The organism is Sphaerisporangium rhizosphaerae, from assembly GCF_042665155.1.
GTDB classification, from domain to species: Bacteria; Actinomycetota; Actinomycetes; order Streptosporangiales; family Streptosporangiaceae; genus Sphaerisporangium; species Sphaerisporangium rhizosphaerae.
This window is the reverse complement of the sequence record NZ_JBHTCG010000022.1, coordinates 46,900-63,949: the sequence shown is the minus strand read 5'-3', so window position 1 is coordinate 63,949 and position 17,050 is coordinate 46,900. Positions and strand designations below refer to the sequence as shown.

General features: G+C 71.9%; 20 protein-coding genes. 13 read left to right on the top strand and 7 right to left on the bottom strand.

Annotation, left to right across the window (positions count from 1 at the left end; genetic code table 11):
• Positions 1-77: 77 nt before the first annotated feature.
• The gene (locus ACFQSB_RS27140) at positions 78-272 is read right to left on the bottom strand and encodes a putative acetyltransferase (protein ID WP_354922975.1); all 195 of its coding nucleotides are present in this window, start codon (positions 270-272) and stop codon (positions 78-80) included.
• 132 nt (positions 273-404) lie between these two features.
• Here ACFQSB_RS27140 and fdxA point away from each other — a divergent pair, with 132 nt between their 5' ends.
• The 3 genes from fdxA to ACFQSB_RS27125 all read left to right on the top strand — a co-directional run bounded on the left by fdxA (position 405) and on the right by ACFQSB_RS27125 (position 2,583).
• On the top strand, positions 405-731 hold the full coding sequence (gene fdxA / locus ACFQSB_RS27135) for a ferredoxin (protein WP_354840372.1): 327 nt from the start codon (positions 405-407) through the stop codon (positions 729-731).
• A 101-nt stretch (positions 732-832) separates the two neighbouring features.
• Complete coding sequence (gene dapC, locus ACFQSB_RS27130; protein ID WP_354840374.1) at positions 833-1,912, top strand: succinyldiaminopimelate transaminase; 1,080 nt, start codon at positions 833-835, stop codon at positions 1,910-1,912.
• Between the two features lie 11 nt (positions 1,913-1,923).
• On the top strand, positions 1,924-2,583 hold the full coding sequence (locus ACFQSB_RS27125; protein ID WP_380829750.1) for a DUF4178 domain-containing protein: 660 nt from the start codon (positions 1,924-1,926) through the stop codon (positions 2,581-2,583).
• Between the two features lie 174 nt (positions 2,584-2,757).
• On the opposite strand, the gene ACFQSB_RS27120 is transcribed toward ACFQSB_RS27125, so the two are convergent.
• Positions 2,758-3,588, bottom strand: coding sequence for a hypothetical protein (locus ACFQSB_RS27120; RefSeq protein ID WP_354840379.1), 831 nt, complete (start codon positions 3,586-3,588; stop codon positions 2,758-2,760).
• Positions 3,589-3,644: 56 nt separating this feature from the next.
• Between ACFQSB_RS27120 and ACFQSB_RS27115 the strand changes: the two genes are divergently transcribed.
• The 3 genes from ACFQSB_RS27115 (at position 3,645) to ACFQSB_RS27105 (ending at position 6,621) form a co-directional block, all read left to right on the top strand.
• A complete protein-coding gene (locus ACFQSB_RS27115; RefSeq protein WP_354840382.1) occupies positions 3,645-4,481 on the top strand; it encodes a 2,3,4,5-tetrahydropyridine-2,6-dicarboxylate N-succinyltransferase in 837 nt (278 codons plus the stop codon).
• Positions 4,474-5,553: a succinyl-diaminopimelate desuccinylase gene (gene dapE / locus ACFQSB_RS27110; RefSeq protein ID WP_380829749.1), complete on the top strand. Its 1,080-nt coding sequence runs from the start codon at positions 4,474-4,476 to the stop codon at positions 5,551-5,553. Before ACFQSB_RS27115 ends, dapE begins: the two co-directional genes overlap by 8 nt.
• 306 nt (positions 5,554-5,859) lie before the next feature.
• Positions 5,860-6,621 carry an LOG family protein gene (locus ACFQSB_RS27105; protein WP_354840386.1) on the top strand — a complete coding sequence of 254 codons (762 nt, stop codon included), beginning with the start codon at positions 5,860-5,862 and terminating at the stop codon, positions 6,619-6,621.
• Between the two features lie 233 nt (positions 6,622-6,854).
• On the opposite strand, the gene ACFQSB_RS27100 is transcribed toward ACFQSB_RS27105, so the two are convergent.
• Positions 6,855-8,363 (bottom strand): endo-1,4-beta-xylanase, encoded by a 1,509-nt coding sequence (locus ACFQSB_RS27100; protein WP_380829748.1) that lies wholly within the window; start codon positions 8,361-8,363, stop codon positions 6,855-6,857.
• Positions 8,364-8,877: 514 nt separating this feature from the next.
• Between ACFQSB_RS27100 and ACFQSB_RS27095 the strand changes: the two genes are divergently transcribed.
• Entirely contained in the window at positions 8,878-9,465 is a 588-nt protein-coding gene (locus tag ACFQSB_RS27095) for an LOG family protein (protein ID WP_354927472.1), read from the top strand.
• Positions 9,466-9,477: 12 nt separating this feature from the next.
• On the opposite strand, the gene ACFQSB_RS27090 is transcribed toward ACFQSB_RS27095, so the two are convergent.
• On the bottom strand, positions 9,478-9,762 hold the full coding sequence (locus ACFQSB_RS27090) for a hypothetical protein (RefSeq protein WP_380829747.1): 285 nt from the start codon (positions 9,760-9,762) through the stop codon (positions 9,478-9,480).
• Positions 9,763-9,916: 154 nt separating this feature from the next.
• Here ACFQSB_RS27090 and ACFQSB_RS27085 point away from each other — a divergent pair, with 154 nt between their 5' ends.
• Complete coding sequence (locus ACFQSB_RS27085) at positions 9,917-10,720, top strand: hypothetical protein (protein WP_380829746.1); 804 nt, start codon at positions 9,917-9,919, stop codon at positions 10,718-10,720.
• Entirely contained in the window at positions 10,710-11,267 is a 558-nt protein-coding gene (locus tag ACFQSB_RS27080; protein WP_380829745.1) for a DNA-3-methyladenine glycosylase I, read from the top strand. The genes ACFQSB_RS27085 and ACFQSB_RS27080 overlap by 11 nt, the downstream gene beginning before the upstream one ends.
• 14 nt (positions 11,268-11,281) lie before the next feature.
• Here ACFQSB_RS27080 and ACFQSB_RS27075 read toward each other — a convergent pair whose 3' ends face one another.
• A complete protein-coding gene (locus ACFQSB_RS27075; RefSeq protein WP_380829744.1) occupies positions 11,282-12,094 on the bottom strand; it encodes an enoyl-CoA hydratase-related protein in 813 nt (270 codons plus the stop codon).
• On the bottom strand, positions 12,094-12,882 hold the full coding sequence (locus ACFQSB_RS27070) for a PaaX family transcriptional regulator (RefSeq protein WP_380829742.1): 789 nt from the start codon (positions 12,880-12,882) through the stop codon (positions 12,094-12,096). The genes ACFQSB_RS27075 and ACFQSB_RS27070 overlap by 1 nt, the downstream gene beginning before the upstream one ends.
• 179 nt (positions 12,883-13,061) lie before the next feature.
• On the opposite strand from ACFQSB_RS27070, the gene ACFQSB_RS27065 reads away from it, so the two are divergent.
• Positions 13,062-13,229 carry a DUF3117 domain-containing protein gene (locus tag ACFQSB_RS27065; protein ID WP_114033903.1) on the top strand — a complete coding sequence of 56 codons (168 nt, stop codon included), beginning with the start codon at positions 13,062-13,064 and terminating at the stop codon, positions 13,227-13,229.
• Between the two features lie 105 nt (positions 13,230-13,334).
• Positions 13,335-14,774 (top strand): leucyl aminopeptidase, encoded by a 1,440-nt coding sequence (locus tag ACFQSB_RS27060; RefSeq protein ID WP_380829741.1) that lies wholly within the window; start codon positions 13,335-13,337, stop codon positions 14,772-14,774.
• Positions 14,775-14,881: 107 nt separating this feature from the next.
• Here the strand turns inward: ACFQSB_RS27060 and ACFQSB_RS27055 are convergent, their stop codons facing one another.
• On the bottom strand, positions 14,882-15,532 hold the full coding sequence (locus ACFQSB_RS27055; protein WP_354840405.1) for an O-methyltransferase: 651 nt from the start codon (positions 15,530-15,532) through the stop codon (positions 14,882-14,884).
• A gap of 187 nt (positions 15,533-15,719) precedes the next feature.
• Between ACFQSB_RS27055 and sigE the strand changes: the two genes are divergently transcribed.
• Together sigE and ACFQSB_RS27045 are read left to right on the top strand one after the other, a co-directional pair.
• Positions 15,720-16,379 (top strand): RNA polymerase sigma factor SigE, encoded by a 660-nt coding sequence (sigE, locus tag ACFQSB_RS27050; protein ID WP_354840408.1) that lies wholly within the window; start codon positions 15,720-15,722, stop codon positions 16,377-16,379.
• Positions 16,376-16,903: an anti-sigma factor family protein gene (locus ACFQSB_RS27045; protein WP_380829740.1), complete on the top strand. Its 528-nt coding sequence runs from the start codon at positions 16,376-16,378 to the stop codon at positions 16,901-16,903. The genes sigE and ACFQSB_RS27045 overlap by 4 nt, the downstream gene beginning before the upstream one ends.
• Positions 16,904-17,050: the final 147 nt, after the last annotated feature.

Below are 17,050 nucleotides of genomic sequence, written 5' to 3'. Positions count from 1 at the left end.
GAATACTCAGCGTCATATCCTCCCGCGTCGAGGAGGCACGCGGAAGTTTGGGCCAGCATTGGCGGACCGGACGCGGGTCAGCGTTCGGGGACGACCCTGGCGGCGACGAGGGCCTCCTCGCGGACGCTCACCAGCGTGCCGTCGCGCTTGCGCACCTGGAGCAGGCCGTCCTGCCAGGACTCAAGGACGCCGACCGTGTCGCGGAAGCCGTCGGGATCGGCGCGGCGCACGGTGACGCGCCGGCCCACGTCGGCGGGTGAGACGGCGATCACGAGCCTTCCGCCAAAGTGCGGTGTCACACGCTTCGCCCCCCTCCCGTTTCGGACTCGTGGCCAGCACGGCAATACTAGGTCTAGCAACCCGCGGTCGAGTCGTGCGAAGGCGCGGAGAAGAAGGAGCCCGAGGTGACCTACGTCATCGCGCAGCCTTGCGTTGATGTGCTGGACAAGGCGTGCATCGAAGAGTGCCCCGTCGATTGCATTTACGAGGGCAACCGCATGCTGTACATCCACCCAGACGAGTGCGTGGACTGCGGCGCGTGCGAGCCTGTCTGCCCGGTCGAGGCGATCTTCTACGAGGACGACACGCCCGACCAGTGGAAGGACTTCTACAAGGCGAACGTCGAGTTCTTCGACGAGTTGGGCTCGCCCGGCGGAGCGTCCAAGGTCGGCAAGATCAACCGCGACCACCCGATCGTGGCCGTTCTCCCGCCCCAGGCGGAGGAGCACTGACCTACCGCACGTCTGGCGCCGCCGGGGTACCGTGACCTCCTGGTCGCGGTACCCGCCAGCACCGCGCGCCGACGTCTGAGATCCACCTTGGGGGTGTTTCGGTGATCGGGTTGCCCGACTTCCCGTGGGACCGGCTGGTGCCGTACAAGCAACGGGCGCTCGCCCACCCGGAGGGCATCGTCGACCTGTCGGTCGGCACTCCCGTCGACCCGGTGCCCGCCGTGGCGCGTGAGGCGCTCGCGGGCGCGGCCGACAGCCCCGGATACCCCCTCACCCACGGCACGCAGCGGCTGCGCGCCTCCGCCGCCGGCTGGCTGGCCCGCCGGCACGGCGTGAGCGTCGACCCGGCCGACGTGCTGCCGACGATCGGCTCCAAGGAGCTGGTCGCCTGGCTGCCCACCCTGCTGGGCGTGGGGGCGGGCGACCGTGTGGTCATCCCGTCCCTGGCCTACCCCACCTACGACGTCGGCGCGCGCATCGCCGGCGCCGAGCCGTACGCCGCCGACGGCCTGCTGGGGCTCGGCCCCGAGCGGGTGCCGCTGGTGTGGGTGAACTCCCCGTCGAACCCGACGGGCCGGGTGCTGCCCGCCGAGCACCTGCGCAAGGTCGTCGACTGGGCGCGTGAGCGGGGCGCGGTCGTCGCCTCGGACGAGTGCTACATCGAGCTCGGCTGGGAGGAACGGCCGGTCTCGATCCTGCATCCCGATGTCTGCGGCGGCTCCCACGAGGGCCTGCTGGCCGTGCACTCGCTGTCCAAGCGGTCGAACCTGGCCGGTTACCGCGCGGCGTTCGTCACCGGCGACCCCGCGCTGGTGAAGCGGCTGCTCGAGGTGCGCAAGCACGCCGGCATGATCATGCCGGCGCCCGTCCAGGCCGCCATGGCCGCCGCGCTGGACGACGACCGGCACGCCGACGAGCAGCGTGAGCTGTACGGCGCCCGGCGCGCCGTTCTGCGGCCGGTGCTGGAGAAGGCCGGCTGGCGCGTGGAGCACTCGACGGCGGGTCTTTATCTGTGGGCGACCGACGACCGTAATTGCTGGGATCAGGTCGCCGCACTGGCCGAAATAGGAATTCTGGTCGCGCCGGGTGACTTTTACGGGCAAGCGGGCACGTCGCATATCCGTATCGCCATGACGGCGACTGACGAACGGATCAATGCGGCGGTGCTCCGCCTCCAGTAGGATCCCGCGGCATGACCGTTGCGGTCGTGCTCGCAGTGAGCGCAGCCATTTTCGTCGTCGTGCTGGGCGCTTTCCTCGGCACGCGGCGGCCGAACAAGACTGCTCGACCGGCTCCCCGACCCCCTGAGCCGGCACCCGAGCCGACTTCGCCGCACCCGGCCCTGGCCCGCCCGGTCGTGTTGAACCCCGAGTACCTCGATCCCCGCACGATCAAGGTCGGGGACGTCATCGACCGCCAGGGCATCCGGTCGCGCGTCCTGGGCGCCCTGCACCTTTCCTGGCAGGGCGACCAGTGGACCGAATACCTGCTCGAAGAGGGCCTCGGCCACTACATGTGGCTGTCGGTCGAAGAACGGCAGGGCACCGGCCCCGACGACCCGCCGCACCTCGAGGTCTACCTCTGGACGCCCGTGCCCACCCAGGGCATGGTGCCGGCCAAGAGCATGCTGATCATGGAGGGCGTCGAGTTCCACCCGATGGAACGCGGCACCGCCACCTTCCGCTCCGAGGGCACCACCGGCTACCCCGAGCGCGGCCTGGCGGACTTCGTCGACTACCTCGCGGCGGACGGGCGGCTGCTGAGCTTCAACCGGGTGCAGGGCCAGCCGTGGACCGCCGCCTACGCCCAGCCCCTGGCCCCCGGCTCGATCAACGTGGAGCGCATGCTCTAGCCGCGCGAGACGCGGAGCGCACGCCGTGCCCGTGCGGGACGCGGAGCGGCACGCCGTGCCTCGCGTGACGACTGGAAGCGCATTGGTTGGCCGTGCGGAAGGCGGAGCGCGTCTGTGGCCGTTATGGGACGTGCGTGGAGGCGCTCCGGCGTGCTCGTGCCCGTGCCGGTGGCGTCAGGCGATCTCGACGGTCTTGGCCGCCGCCTTGGCGTCGGCCACCCAGCCGTCCTGGCCGGCCGCCGAACTCCACGCGACGCCCGCGTAGCGCACCTTGCGCAGCCCGTACTTCTGCGCGTGGGCGACCGTCCAGGAGGCGATCAGCCAGCCCCTGCGGTCGGTGGGGGCGGTGATGCGGTTGTCCGGGCTCGTCTGCTGGCCGAGGGCCCTGGCCAGCTCCTTGCGGGCCTTGGCGGCCTGCACGGGCGCCGGCTTGTCGGGGGCCGGGTACCAGCAGTGCACCGCCTTGGCCGCCCGGCCGGTGAACGCCGCGGCGAGGATCTTGGCGTCCTCCTCGTGCTGGGCGTACGCCGAGCCGTCGGCGGAGCGCTGCACCGCCTGCGCCGCCTCGTGCAGCGGCAGCCGCTGGTAGCGCTTGACCTTGGTCAGCGCGGAGAAGAACTTGCGGGTCGCGTAGACCGGGTCCTGCAGCTGCTCGACGGTGCCCCAGCCCTGCGAGGGCCGCTGCTGGAACACCCCGACCGAGTCGCGGTCGCCGAAGGGGAGGTTCAGCAGCTTGGACTCCTGGATCGCGGTCACATACGCGACCTCCACGGCGCGCTCGGGCAACCGGCGGTCGGTGGCGACCGCGGCGATCGTCGCGGCCACCTGGGCCTGCTCGATCTCCAGGTCGAGAGTGCCCAGCGCGGTCTTCACCTGGCAGTGCTCGCCGATCGCGAGGGGCTTGGCCCGGTTGAGCAGGTAGTAGACGCCGAAGAAGATGGCAGCGCCCAGCACGACGACGATGCCTGTGATCGTCAGAACCGCCCGAGAGAATCGCCGCGCCACGGACAAGAACCTACCGGCCCCGCCGGGTCGCCCGTGCGGCACTAAGCTCCCCTTGCATGAGCGAGACCTTCGAAAGCCCCTTGCCGGCCACCGTGGACGAGTTGTGGGAACGCCGCGCCGAGCTGTCGCCTGACGACGGCGAGGCCCGCGGTGTGATCGTCGGTGCCGTGGACATGCTCGACACCGGCAAGGCGCGTGTCGCCTTCGTCGACGGCGCCTCCGGCGAGGTGGTCGTGGACGAGCGCGCCAAGCGCGCCATCCTGCTCAGTTTCCGGGTGCTCGGCATGGTCAGGAGCCAGGTGGGCGACTTCCACCACAACGACCGCATTCCGCTGAAGACGTCCCTGGAAGGCGTCCGCGTGGTGCCGGGAGCCATCGCGCGCTGGGGCTCCTACCTTGCCTCGGGCGTCGTGCTGATGCCCTCCTACACCAACATCGGCGCCTACGTCGACAGCGGCACCATGGTGGACACCTGGGCGACCGTCGGCTCGTGCGCGCAGATCGGCCGCGACGTCCACCTGTCGGGCGGCGTCGGCATCGGCGGGGTGCTGGAGCCCCCGAACGCCGTCCCGGTCGTCATCGAGGACGAGGCGCTGATCGGCAGCCGCTCGATGATCGTCGAGGGCGCGCGGGTGGGCAAGGGCGCCGTCGTCGGCGCGGGCACCATCCTGTCGGCCTCCATGCCCGTCATCGACGTGCAGACCGGCGAGGAGCTCTCCCGCGGCCGCATCCCCGACTGGTGCGTCGCCGTCGGCGGCACGCGTCCCAAGGAGTTCCCCGGCGGCACCTTCGGGCTGCCGTGCGTCCTGGTGCTCAAGCGCCTGGAAGAGGGGCAGCGCCACGACAAGGCCGCGCTGAACGACGTGCTGCGCCAGCATGGCGTCAATGCCTGAGGTCCCGCCGCTCGACCTGGCGGGGGACGTGCGGGCGCTGACCGCGGCGCTCGTCGACGCCGAGTCGGTCAGCGGAGGCGAGAAGGCCCTCGCGGACGCCATCGAGGCCGCGCTCGCGCCGCTGCCGCATCTCACCGTCGTCCGCGACGGCGAGGCCGTGGTGGCCCGCACCGAGCTCGGGCGCGCCGAGCGGGTGGTGATCGCCGGGCACATCGACACCGTGCCGCTCGCGGGCAACCTGCCCTCCCGGGTCGAGGGTGACCTGCTGTACGGGTGCGGCACCTCGGACATGAAGAGCGGCGTCGCCGTGGCGCTCAAGCTCGCCGCCGGGGTGCCCGCGCCGGCCAGGGACGTGACCTACGTCTTCTACGACTGCGAGGAGGTCGAGGCCGCGCGCAACGGCCTGACGCGCCTGGCCCGCACCCGTCCCGAGCTGCTGGCCGGCGACTTCGCCGTGCTCATGGAGCCCACCAGCGGCGAGATCGAGGGCGGCTGCCAGGGCACCCTGCGAGCCCAGGTGACCGTCCAGGGCCGGCGCTCCCACAGCGCCCGCTCCTGGTACGGGGTGAACGCCGTGCACGGCGCCGAGCCCGTCCTGGCCCGCCTGAACGCCTACCAGGCCCGCGAGCCGGTCGTGGACGGCCTGGCCTACCACGAGGGCCTGAACGCCGTCGGCATCGCCGGGGGCGTCGCGGGCAACGTCATCCCCGACGAGTGCGTGGTGACGGTGAACTACCGCTTCGCCCCCGACCGCTCGATGGAGCAGGCCGAGGAGCACGTGCGCGAGGTCTTCGAGGGGTATGAGGTGCGTTTCACCGACGGGTCGCCCGGCGCGCGTCCCGGGCTGACCCACCCGGTGGCCGCGGCGTTCGCCGGCGCCATCGGCGGCACTCCCCGGGCCAAACTCGGCTGGACCGACGTCGCGCGCTTCTCCGAGCTCGGCGTCCCGGCGGTCAACTACGGCCCCGGCGACCCGAACCTCGCCCACCAGCAGGGGGAGTACGTCTCGCTGGAGATGATCGCCGACTGCGAGCGCAGGATGACCGCCTGGCTGGGCGACGCGGCGTCCTGAGCATCCTGTGCGTCCTGGACGGGCGGCGCGGGCCCGGCCTGGAAGGGCGAGCGCGCGAATCGCTCGCCGGGGCGTCGCGCCGATCAACGCCGGCTGTGGGCACAAAAGAAAGTGGCTTTCCTCGCCGGCCATTTGGCGGGGAAAGCCACTTTCAGTCCCGAGCAGCACCCTCGGCTCTTAGACGTGGCCTCGCGAAGAATCGGTTCCGCTGCTCGGGACAGATTTTTCAAGATTCTTTACGGCCCCGGCGGGACGTCCCGTTCCGGTACGGCTTGCGCACTCCAGCGGGCGGTTAGCGTGATCGGCATGAGCAAAGCATCACGCGAGGAGCGCCGTCAGGGCCCCTCCCTCGTCCGGGGGAAGTTCCTGCCCGACTCCACCTACGACGAGAGGCTGCTGGACCGGCGCGGCTCGACCGAGTGGCTGCACATGGACCCCTGGCGGGTGCTGCGCATCCAGGCCGAGTTCGTCGAGGGCTTCGGGCAGCTCGGCGAGCTGCCGCCCGCCGTAACCGTGTTCGGCTCGGCGCGCACCCATGCCGACGACGCCGACTACGCCATGGGCGAGAGACTCGGCCAGGCGCTGGCGGAGGCCGGCTACGCCGTCATCACCGGCGGCGGGCCCGGCATCATGGAGGCCGCCAACAAGGGGGCGCGCCAGGCGGGCGGCATCTCGGTGGGCCTCGGCATCGAGCTGCCCTTCGAGCAGAAGCTGAACGACTACGTGGACCTCGGCATCGAGTTCCGCTACTTCTTCGTGCGCAAGACGATGTTCGTCAAGTACGCCTGCGGGTTCGTGGCGCTGCCCGGCGGGTTCGGCACGCTGGACGAGCTGTTCGAGGCGCTGACGCTGGTGCAGACCCGCAAGGTCACCTCGTTCCCGGTCATCCTGATGGGCGGCGAGTTCTGGGGCGGGCTGCTCGACTGGATCCGCGGCACCCTGGTGAAGACCGGCAAGATCTCCCCAGAGGACGTCAACCTGATCCAGGTCACCGACGACGTGGACGAGGCCGTGCGCATCATCGTCGAGTCCGACCGCGAGCGCAACGGCGCCCGTCAGGAGCCCTGAGCGCATGGCGGGTCCCGACGCGAAACCCACGCCACCGAGCCCCTGACGAGGGAGGCTCGGTGGCGTGGGGGTTCGTGCCGGACGGCCGATCCTCACGGTGCCCGCGGTCGATCGGCGGGCCGGTGGTCCGGCCGTCCGCGGTGCGGCGGGTCGGCCGCACCGGAGACGTTCCTCACCTGGATCGGACAGAGGCCGGCGAACCGGTCGTCAGCGCCCTGTCGTCGCGGCGGGGGTCAGCTGTTCCAGGTCCACTTCTGGTTGTTGCCGCCGTGGCAGGTGTAGAGCTGGATGGTGGTGCCGTTGGCGGTGCCCTGTCCGGTGGCGTCCAGGCACAGTCCGGACTGCACGCCGGTGATGGAGCCGTCGGAGTTGACGCGCCACTGCTGGTTGGCGCCGCCGTGGCAGGAGTAGATCTGGATCTTGGCGCCGTTGCCGCTGCCGCCGGCGTCCAGGCACTTGTTGCCGTAAACCTTGATCTCGCCGGCCGAGGTGGAGGTCCAGGTCTGGTTGCTCTGGCCGTTGCAGTCCCACAGCTGGACCGCGGTGCCGTCGGTGGTGGAGGCGTTGGGCACGTCCACACACCGCCCGGAGGCCACGCCCCTGATCGCGCCGTTGCCGCCGCCGCCAGGTCCGGTGGGAGTGGGCGTCGCGGTCGGCGTCACCGTGGGCGTCACCGTGGGCGTCGGGGTGGGGTTGGGAGTGGCCGAGTTGAGGGCGTTGAGGACCGAGGTGTAGGCCTGCTTCTTGTTGCCGTTGCCGTCGAACAGCAGCGCGGTGGCGCCGGAGCCGAGCCAGGAGTCGGTGTCACGAACACCCCACACGGTGATGCCGACGCAGCGGGACACCGCCAGGCAGTCGTTGGTCACCGACTGGTAGGTGCTGGCCGAGCCGCCCTGGATGTCCAGCTCGGTGATCGCCACGTCCACGCCGAGGGCGGCGAAGCTGGAGATCGTGGTGCGGTAGTTGCTGTTGTAAGGGCTGTTGCCGTTGAAGTGCGACTGCAGACCCACGCAGTCGATCGGCACGCCGCGCGACTTGAAGTCGCGGACCATGTTGTAGACGCCCTGCGTCTTGGCCCAGGACCAGTTGTCGATGTTGTAGTCGTTGTAGCAGAGCTTGGCGGCCGGGTCGGCGGCGCGCGCGGTGCGGAAGGCCACCTCGATCCAGTCGTTGCCGGTCGACTGCAGGTTGGAGCTGCGCCGCCCGCCGGAGTTGCCGTCGGCGAAGGCCTCGTTGACGACGTCCCAGTAGGCGATCTTGCCCTTGTAGTGGCCCATCACGCCGTTGATGTGGTTGATCATCGCATTGCGCAGGTTGCTGCCCGACATGCCCTGCATCCAGCCCGGCTGCTGGTTGTGCCAGGCCAGCGTGTGGCCGCGCACCCGCTTGCCGTTCTGCACGGCCCAGTTGTAGACCCGGTCACCGGCGCTGAAGTTGAACTGGTTCTGGTTGGGCTCGGTCGCGTCGATCTTCATCTCGTTCTCGGCCGTCACCATGTTGAACTCACGGTTCGCGATGGTGGTGTACGCCGAGTCACCCAGCTTGCCCGAGGCGATGGCCGTACCGAAGTACCGCCCGCTCTGCGCCGCCGCCGCACCCAGCGTGCTCGCGGCGGCGTCGGCCGGGCCCGGCAACGTCAGCGCCGCGACCGTGCCGAGCACGCCGAGAGCGCCGGCGAGCGCGACCCGAAGCCCCTTGAGCGGTCGCTTGGTTCCGGTGGGGGGTAGGGCGTTTGTGCCCATGCCTGAACCTCCATGAGTTACTGAATCAGGAAGAAGCGGGGAAGCCGCGTGAGCGGCATGGCCGGCGGGATCGACGCCGCGTCCCGTCGCCGGAACGCACACCACCGAGGCGTCGCGGACGGCGTCCCTCGTCGCAGCACCACCGAGCTGGCAGGAGGAGGCCGCCTCGGGGAGTCAGTCTGGAAACCTGGCCGAAACAAGTCAAGGCCATCGCGAAACTTTCGGTTTCCCTGAAGTTCGCATATGGGCTCTGACCTCGGTCATAGCGGTCTGAAAATTGCGGTCGCGTCGGGCCGGGGAACGACATCGGGGTGTAACTTTCATCACCGCCCTGGCGAAGCCGGGTGCGGTGGCCGCCATAACGGCAGATGAGTCCCTCCGCCACGTTCGCCGGCCGTCGCGCGCGACGCCCTGGGGCCTTGACTGCGCGTTCCGGCTCGTATTTGCTCCGCCCAACCACCACCTCGACCCATCCGACCGAGAAGGGGGCGCGATGTAAGGTGACGCCGTGGCGATGGCGATTTGTGTGTTCTGCGCGTCCAGCCAGAAGATCGATCAGAAGTACCTCGACCTCGCGGAGGAGGTCGGGACCGAGCTGGCCCGCAGGGGGCACACCCTTGTCAGCGGCGGAGCCACGGTGTCGTGCATGGGCGCGATCGCCGGCGCCGCCCGCCGGGCCGGCGGGCGCACGGTGGGCGTGATGCCCCAGGCGCTGGTGGACCTGGAGATCGCCGACACCGACTCCGACGAGCTGATCATCACGGGCGACATGCGGGAACGCAAGGGGACCATGGACGCGCGCTCGGAGGCGTTCCTGGTGCTGCCCGGCGGCATCGGCACGCTGGAGGAGCTCTTCGAGATCTGGACCGCGCGCGTGCTCGGCCTGCACGACAAGCCGCTGGTCATCCTGGACCCGTGGGGCCTGTACGAGCCGCTGCGCCGCCTGGTCGACGGCATGTACGAGCAGGGGTTCACCCGCCCGAACGTCTTCGACGCCATCTCCTGGACCACGACGGTCACCGAGGCCCTGGAACACCTGGAGAAGCCCGCGCTGCCCCTCACCCCCCACCCCGACGAGATCGGCGAGTCGGCCACCGGCTGACCGGCCCCCCGTTCAGGCGAGGCCGCGGCGGGCCAGGGCCGGGGGGCGCCTGCCGGCGAGCGACTCGGTCATGTCGACCGCGCGCCGCACCTGCTCCTGGTGATCGGTGCGGAAGACGCGGGCCCCCAGCCAGGCGAACACCGCCGCCGCGGCGAGCTGGGCGGTCTCGTCGCCCGACAGGGTCACCACGACGGTGCGCCCGGCGCCGGCGAGCCGCTCGACCTCGGCGGCCGACCGGGCCACCGTCCAGGAGGGGTCGAGCGGGCGGTTGGGGCCGGTCACGAGCACGGGCGTCATGCGACCGATGCTGCCATACCGGTGCCGCCATACCGGTGCCCCATGCCGGTCGCCTCACCCGGCGGGCCGCTCCGAGCGGCCCCTCCGCTGATGCGTGGCGGCGTACGGGATCAACAAGGCGCGCTCAAAGGCACCCATGTGGCACGATTCGTATGTGCTGGTCCTTCTCGCTGTCGCCGCGATCGCCGTGCTGTACTGCGTGGTCATCGTCTCGCAAGGGCGCGGCGGCGAGCTGACGGAGTTCGCCCCCGACGTCCCGCCTCTGGAACTGCCCACCCCGCGGCAGCTCACGGCCGTCGACTTCATGGCGCTGCGGCTGCCGATGAGCCTGGTCGGCTACCACACACAGACGGTGGACGAGACGCTGCAGCGGGCCGCGGTGGCCATCGGCGAGCGTGACACCCACATCGCCGTGCTGGAGCAGCGCGTCGCCGAACTGCTGGCGGGGCGCGTCCAGGCCCGTCAGGAGGCGCAGACGCGGCCGTCCTGGGCGCCCGCCCCCGAACCGGGGCCGGTCAGGAAGGGCCAGGGGCTGGCCGCCGCGCCGCACCCCCTCGGCGAGGCCGAGACGCTGTCCTCCGGGCCGGAGGGCCCGTCGCGGTACGACGGCGCCACGGGGCCCCGGGTGATCGCGACGTCGGAGCCCATCGCCATGCCGGAGGAGTATCCCGCGCCGCCGAGGACCTTCTCGGGCCTGACGGCCCGCCCGCTGGACGAGCGGCCGGCGGAGGAGGGGACCGCCTCGGGGCTGAGCAGGCGCTCGCCGGACCCCGAGCCGGGCTCGAAGCACCACCGGCCGCCCGCGCCGGAGGCGCCGCGGGACGCCGGCGCCTCCGCGCCCGAGCCGGACGGCGAACCGCCCGCAGGGCACGGCGCCCCAGGCGGCGACACCGCCGCGTCGGACGACCGCCCCGAGTCCACCGGCCAGAGCGGTAACCTCGACGTTCGTGGAACCTGAGCTCATCAGATGCGGCTGGGCGACCAGCGCTCCTGACTACATCTCCTACCACGACGATGAATGGGGCCGGCCGGTCCGCGGTGATGACCTGGTGTTCGAGCGGCTGACGCTCGAAGGCTTCCAGTCGGGCCTGTCGTGGCTGACGATCCTGCGCAAACGCGAGAACTTCCGCAAGGCGTTCTCCGGGTTCTCCATCGAGGCGGTCGCCGCGTTCGGCGAGGCCGACGTGGAGCGGCTGCTCGCCGACGCGGGCATCATCCGCAACCGGGCCAAGATCGAGGCGGCGATCGCCAACGCCCGCGCCGCCGCCGCGATCCCCGGCGGGGTCTCCGAGCTGGTATGGCGCTACGCCGACCCCTCCTCGCCCGCGCCGCGCACCCTCGCCGACCTGCGGCCGACCACGCCCGGCTCCACGGCCCTGGCCAAGGAGCTCAAGCGCCACGGCCTGCGCTTCATCGGCCCGACCACGGCCTACGCGCTGATGCAGGCCATCGGCCTGGTCAACGACCACGTCGCCGACTGCTGGGTGCGCGACGGCATCGCCTGAGAACGGCGGGGGCGTCAGCGGCCCTCGTAGACGGGCCGCTGCTTGGCGAGGAACGCGCGGGTGGCGCTGTGGTGGTCCTCGGTCTTGGCGCAGGCGTCCTGCAGGTCGGCCTCCATCGAAAGGGCGTCCTCCAGGGGCTGCGCCGCGGAGAAGTCCAGGGCCTGCTTGATGGCGCCGTACGCGAGCGTGGGGCCCTGCGCGAGGCGCACGGCCAGGTCACGGGCGCTCCGCGCCAGCTCCTCGGCCGGCACGACCGAGGTCACCATGCCGAGCCGCGCCGCCTCGGCGGCGTCCACGGGGTCGCCCAGCATCAGCAGCTCGCGCGCCTTGGCCGCTCCGACCAGACGAGGAAGGGTCCACGAGGCGCCGGAGTCGGGGGCGAGGGCGATGGCGCTGAAGGCCATCGCGAAACGGGCGTTCTCGGCCGCGACCCTGAAGTCGCACGCCAGCGCCAGCGACACGCCCGCGCCCGCGGCGTAGCCGTTCACCGCGGCCACCACCGGCTTGCCCATGCCGGTGATCGCCAGGACGATCGGGTTGTAGTGAGCGCGGACGGTGTCGTCCAGACCGGCCCCGGCCGCGAGGTTCTCGGCGTGCTCGCGCAGATCCTGGCCGGCGCAGAACCCGCGCCCGGCGCCGGTGAGCAGCACGGCGCGCACGTCCGCCTCGTCCCGCGCGCGTTCGAGCGCTTCGAGCAGGGCCGCCTTCATCACGATGGTCAGGGCGTTCATCGCGTCGGGACGGTTGAGCGTGATCGTCGCGACGCCCTGCTCGACGGCGTAGAGCACCTGCTCGCCGCCGGGCCGCGCGTCCATCGGCTGCTCCATCAGTGGACTCCTTTGTCCAGGTTGCGGTCGACGAAGGCGGCGGCCGCCGGGAGCAGCCGGGCCGCCTCCTGTTCGAAATAGGCACGGGCCTTGTCGCCCGGCCAGGCGGGCGGGAGGAGTTCGGCCGGCAGGCCGGGATCGCGGAACAGGAAGTTGCGCCATCCGTGGACCAGCCTGCTCCGCGCGGCGAAGATCTGGTCGTCCGGGGCGTCGCACGAGACGGCCCCGACCAGGTCGGCCGCCTGCCCCATCCACTCCTCGTAGGCCCGCGCGATGGCGCCCAGGTCCCACGCGCGGGCCACCAGCTCGCGCGGGTCACCGTCCAGAGTGCTCACGAAGTGGTCGGCGCGGACCCGCTGCTCCTCCAGCAGGGCGTCCAGCTCCGGCGAGGCGCGCGGCCCGACCCAGGTGGTCTCGCACAGGGGGGCGTAGCCGAGGAAGGCGAGGTCGGCACGCAGCCGCTCGCGCCTGGCCCGGTCGCGCACCGGCTGGAAGACCAGCACGTGCCACCGGCCCGGCCACACCGCCGAGCCCGTGCGGTAGATGCGCGAAGCGGCCTCGTCCAGGCGGCGCAGGCACTTGGGCGTGAGCGCGTACCCCGGCCCCTGGGCGAGCCGGACGGGGGTGAGCCAGTCCTGCCGCACCATCCGCGAGATCGCCGTGCGGACAGCCGGAGCGGCGATGTCGAGGGGGGCCAGCAGCCGCACCAGGGCGGCCACGGACGCCCGTCCGGAGCGGATGCGCAGGTGGTCGCCGTAGAGGTCGAAAAGCGCGGCGCGGGCGTTCACATAGACCAGTTTGATCGGCCGCAGGGCCCCGGACAACGCATTCTGGGAGGAGATCGTTACCCATGCGCGCTCGCGAGGCGGGATAATGGGACGTCACAGAAGACGTGAAAGCGGCGGGCGGCCGGGCGCGCACACGAGCGCGGCGGTGTCGTCCGGCCGAGGCAGGAAGGGATACACGCATGGCGGCGATGAAGCCGCGGACTGGCGACGGTCCGCTGGAGGTCACCAAGGAAGGACGGGGCATTGTCATGCGGGTCCCTCTGGAGGGTGGCGGCCGGCTCGTCGTCGAACTCTCACCGGACGAGGCCAGAGCCCTTGGCGACGCTCTGAAGAACGTCGTCGGCTGACATACCCCTGATACGACCCATCGACACAGGCGACTTGACGGCCCCGGCGGCCGGGTCAGACCCCCACGCCGGGGCTGTCGCACTTTCCAGGCCGGGGAGGCCACCATGCCCATCGAGACCGAGCTGAGCTTCGTCGAATCGCCCGCGCAGGACGCCGACCTGCTGGCGGTGCCGTTCGGGAGCGAACTCACCGCCGAGGTGGAACTGCCCGTGCCGGTCCCCGCCCTCCTCGCCCACCACGACGCCAAGGGCGAGCCCGGCGAGGTCGTGGAGGTGCCGATCTCGCACGGCGACGCGGTGCGGCGGGTCCTGCTGTACGGCATCGGCGACGGCGGGCCGCGCGCCCTGCGCAAGGCCGGCGGCGTGCTCGCCCGGCGGGCCCGGGGACGCCGGGCCATCGACATCGCCCTGCCCCCCGGCGCCGGCGAGGCGGGCTGGGCCGCCCTGGCCGAGGGAGCGCTCCTGGGCTCCTACACGATGCGCATCGGGGCGGTCCGGGCAAGGGCCGTCGAGGAGATCCGCCTGTCGGGCCCCGAACGGGCCCGCGCGGCCGTCGAGCGCGCCGAGGTGACCGCCCGCGCCACGGCCCTCACCCGCGACCTGGCCAACACCCCGTCCTCGGAGAAGAACCCCGCCTGGCTGGCCGCCCGCGCCGCCGAGATCGCCGGGCGCGAGGGCCTCGCGGTCAAGGTGTGGGAGCCGGGCGAGCTGGCCGAGGGCGGGTTCGGCGGCATCCTGGCGGTGGGTCAGGGGTCGGTGAGCACGCCGCGGCTGATCCAGCTCTCCTACGAGCCCGAGGCTCCCGCGGGCCCGCACATCGTGCTGATCGGCAAGGGCATCACCTTCGACAGCGGCGGGTTGTCCCTCAAGCCGACCGAGGGCATGAAGTTCATGAAGACCGACATGGCGGGCGGCGCCGTGGTGATCGCCGTGCTCGGGGCGCTGCGCCGGCTCGGCGTGCGGGCGCGCGTCACCGGCCTGGTCGCCGCCGCCGAGAACATGCCCTCGGGCAGCGCGCAGCGGCCCGGCGACGTGATCACCCACTACGGCGGCCGCACGGTGGAGGTGCTCAACACCGACGCCGAGGGAAGGCTCGTGCTCGCCGACGCCCTGGCCTACGCAGACGACGTGCTGGAGCCCGACACCGTCATCGACCTGGCCACGCTCACAGGGGCCGTCGGCATCGCGCTGGGACGCGACATCGGCGCGGTGTACTCCACCGGCGACGACCTGGCCAAGGAACTGCTGGAGGCGGGCGCGAGGTCCGGCGAGGCGCTGTGGCGGATGCCGCTCATCGACGAGTACCGCGCCGCGCTCGACTCCGAGATCGCCGACCTGGCCAACGTGGACTCCGCGAACAAGTACGGCGGCGGCTCCATCACCGCGGCGCTGTTCCTGCGCGAGTTCACCGGCGGGCGGCGCTGGGCCCACCTCGACATCGCCGGCGTGGCCCGCACCACCGCGGACGACGGGGTCTTCACCAAGGGCGCGACGGGGTTCGGCGCCCGCCTGCTGCTCGACTGGTTCACCGCGCACTACGCCTGAGCCGGGCCGGTCGCCGGCCACGCCTCAACCGGGCCGACCGCCGGCCACGCCTGGACCGGGTCCACCGCGCACCACGCCTGAGCCCGGCCCGCCGCCCGTGCCGCCCGTCAGTTGGCGATCTTGACGGCGGCCAGGAGGCCGTCGCCCAGCGGCATCATCAGCGCGCGCAGCCGGTCGTCCGACCTGATCAGCTTGCCCAGCTCGCGGATCGCCACGGTGTCCGGGTCGCGCTGCGCCGGGTCGGCGACCCGGTTGTGCCACAGCGCGTGGTCGAAGGCGACGATGCCGCCGAGCCGCAGCAGGCGCACGGCCTCCGCCAGGTAGTCGCCGTACTCCTGCTTGGCGGCGTCGCAGAACACCATGTCGTAGCCGCCGTCGGCCAGGCGCGGCAGAACGTCCAGGGCCCTGCCGCCGATCAGGCGCACCCTGCTGCCGGAGAAGCCCGCTTCCGCGAAGGCGTGCCGTGCGAGCCTCTGGTGCTCGGGCTCGGCGTCGACGCTGGTCAGCGTGCCGTCGGGACGCATGCCGCGCAGCAGCCACAACCCCGAGACGCCGCAGCCGGTGCCGACCTCGACCACGGACCTGGCGCTGATCGCCGTGGCGAGGAAGCACAGGGCCGCGCCGCCGCCGGGCAGGATCGGGACGGCGCCCACCTCCATGCCGCGCCGTCTCGCGGCGCTGAGCACCTCGTCTTCGGAATGGAACTCCTCCGCGTAGGCCAGCGTGGCCTCCACCGGACTGGTCGGCGTCGGGGCCATCGGCCTCTCCTCCCCGCCTTCGCCGTGGCACGTATTGGTCGCAGCCTAGGGGAGTCGGGGCCGAACGGGAACTCACGCCACAACGGGTACGTTGCACGCTTTGAACGACCTTTGTTCAAGGCCTTCGAAGAACACGGTCCGGCCTCAATGGCCGGTGGGTACGCAGGAAGGGACGAAAGCAGGCACTATGGCTGTAGCGGTGGTCCCGGAGAGAGGAGTGCTGGTGGAGGACAACCACCAGGCCGATACTCCCGACAGTGCGTCGCCGGGGAGCGATCCCCGGCTACCCGACGGAGGTTGGACGCCTCCCACATGGGAGGAGGTCGTCCGCGCCCATTCGGCGCGCGTCTATCGCCTCGCCTACCGGCTGACCGGCAACGTCCACGACGCCGAGGACCTCACCCAGGAGGTCTTCGTCCGGGTGTTCAGGTCGCTGTCGAGCTACACGCCGGGCACCTTCGAGGGCTGGCTGCACCGCATCACGACGAACCTGTTCCTCGACATGGCGCGGCGCAGGCAGCGCATCCGCTTCGAGGGGCTCGGCGACGACGCGGGGGAGCGTCTGCGCGGCCGCGAGCCGTCCCCGGCGCAGGTGTACGACGACGCCCAGCTCGAACCGGACATCCAGGCGGCGCTCGACTCGCTGCAGCCGGAGTTCCGCGCCGCGGTGGTGCTCTGCGACATCGAAGGCCTGTCCTATGAGGAGATCGCGGCGACGCTCGGCGTGAAGCTGGGCACCGTCCGCAGCCGGATCCATCGCGGTCGCAGCCAGTTGCGCGAGGCGCTCGAGCACCGTGCGCCCCGTCGCGACGAACTCCCCCCGACCGTCAGCAGGGAGGGAGCATGAGCCATCTCGGAGAGCGCGCCTCAGCGCTGATCGACGGAGAGCTCGGCCACGCCGAGCGCGAGCGCGCCCTGGCGCACCTGACGTTCTGCGCGGACTGCCGCGCGGAGCTGGACGCCATGCGGGCGCTCAAGAGCCGTCTCAGGTCACTCGAACCGCCCGCCGTGCCGGCGGACCTCACCATGTCCCTGCTGCGGATGTCCGAGCCGGGGGGCCCCGTCCCGCCGCGCGTGCGTCCCTTTCCCACTCCGTCGTACTCGCTGAACGGCGCACCGGCCGACAACCGGCCGGGCCGCCGCGGCGGCTTCTCGGGGCCGGGACGGCAGGCGGGCGGCCGCCGCGCCGGGTACGTCGCGGTCGGCGTCGCCTCGGCGGCCGTCGCACTCGGCACCTTGTTCATGGTGGGCGGCGTGAACAACCGGCCGCCGACGCCGCCGGTGGAGATGTTCGCCAACCAGCACCGGGCGACCGCGCCGGCCGGCCAGGTCGTGCCCGGAAGGGGCGTCACGCCCACCGGCCAGCCCTGACGCCCGGCCCGCGCGGGGCCGCGCCGTCAGGCCGGGAGCCGGTCCCGTGCGGGCCGCTCCCGGCGCTGTAGTGGCTCCAGAGGCCGGTCAGCGAGCCGTCCGGTCTACGTCACGGCCGGGGCGGGCATACGATCGGAGGGACCCGTC